A 1,340-nucleotide genomic window follows, 5' to 3' on the forward strand; every position below is an offset into this window, starting at 1 on the left:
GGGCGCGTTGCTGCCATCGATGAGACAGTGGACGAGCACGACCGCTTGCGCCCAAAAGCGGACTTCAAGAGGGGACCATCGCGGCGACGCTCGCCGTCAGAAGTCGCACAATGGACACCAAAAGAAACCGTATACGAATAGCGCAAGACCCATCACTACAATGTAGCTTGCCGCCGCGATCAGTTTGACGATCCGCGATAATGGGAAGAGCAGCAAGCCCGTGCTACCCAGCAGCGCAAGTGCCGCCATTACATAGAGTAGATACGGCTCATATCTGTTCTCCCACGATATGGGACCCGCGTTATACCAGAGGTAGAAATACGGAGTACATAGCAAGGGTGGTGCCATCAAAACGGCCACCCCGACTATATTTCTCAGGTGAGGCGGACGTAATGCAAGCATCGCCCAGTTTTGGCTGACTTTTGCGGGATGGGCAACGACCGTTCTCCCCCAATTGCTGCCGTCGGATGATCGGTTGAGCGAACGACCGCTTTCAGAATTATCGGACGCGGCGTCGAACCGCTAATTATGGGGCGCTTTGCGGACTATTAGATCCGTATCGGATCGGACGACAGGTCCCGCCCACTTGGGGTCATAGCAGGTCCATTTGCTGCGCCCTGATTGCGGACGTTGGTCTGCGATGGCACAATCGGGGTCGTGATATTCCCGGTGCTCTTCATGGCTATGGCAGCCTATGTCGGTTGGGTCACCTTCCAAGGTTTTCGTAGCGGCTTGATGGAGCCAATTACGAAAGGGCTCAGCCTAACGGCTGAGCGCGAGGCGGAGCCCGTGTGGTTCTGGACGGCCGCGTTGTGGAATAGTCTATTGGTTGCCCTTTGCCTGTGGGGCGCTGTGGGTTCCGCTATCGACCGATGGACCTGAACCATCGCGATCGACAGACATCGACCCATTGACCGACGTTCCGGGAAGAGTTTTGTCCTCGCCTATTGCGGACATTAGGATCGCGCCGCATCCTGATCGCAGGATGTCAGTTCTTAGGAGCGCCGTTATGCCTGTGAAGGAAATTCCCGCTCTGCGCCACGATCGCTCAGGAAGGGGAAATCCGATTGCTTTTGCCAACCTCATCGCGCTTTTGATTGCAGATCGCGGCGGGCGAAAGAGGCGTGGCGATGAGCCGGAAGGCGAGCCGGTGCGCTCACCAAATCCGAAGCCGCCAATGCTGGGCGGTGCAGTGACAGATTGCTGAAGGGCAGCTTTCCCGCATCACTGGCCTATAGCCGTCGGAGCGCTTTCCACCCCTTCTTCGCTATTCCGGACCACCGCGACGAACGTCCGCTTACAGGATCGCCATGTTCGCTACTGAACGACCGGGATTAGGG

Annotated in this window: 1 protein-coding gene; it reads left to right on the forward strand. The window is 57.5% G+C overall.

Features of this window, described 5'->3' with window-relative positions; translation table 11 throughout:
• Positions 1 to 1,009: 1,009 nt before the first annotated feature.
• Entirely contained in the window at positions 1,010 to 1,207 is a 198-nt protein-coding gene (locus SMA01S_RS24750; RefSeq protein WP_157094127.1) for a hypothetical protein, read from the forward strand.
• Positions 1,208 to 1,340 lie beyond the last annotated feature (133 nt).

The organism is Sphingomonas mali NBRC 15500, from assembly GCF_001598415.1.
GTDB lineage: Bacteria > Pseudomonadota > Alphaproteobacteria > Sphingomonadales > Sphingomonadaceae > Sphingomonas > Sphingomonas mali.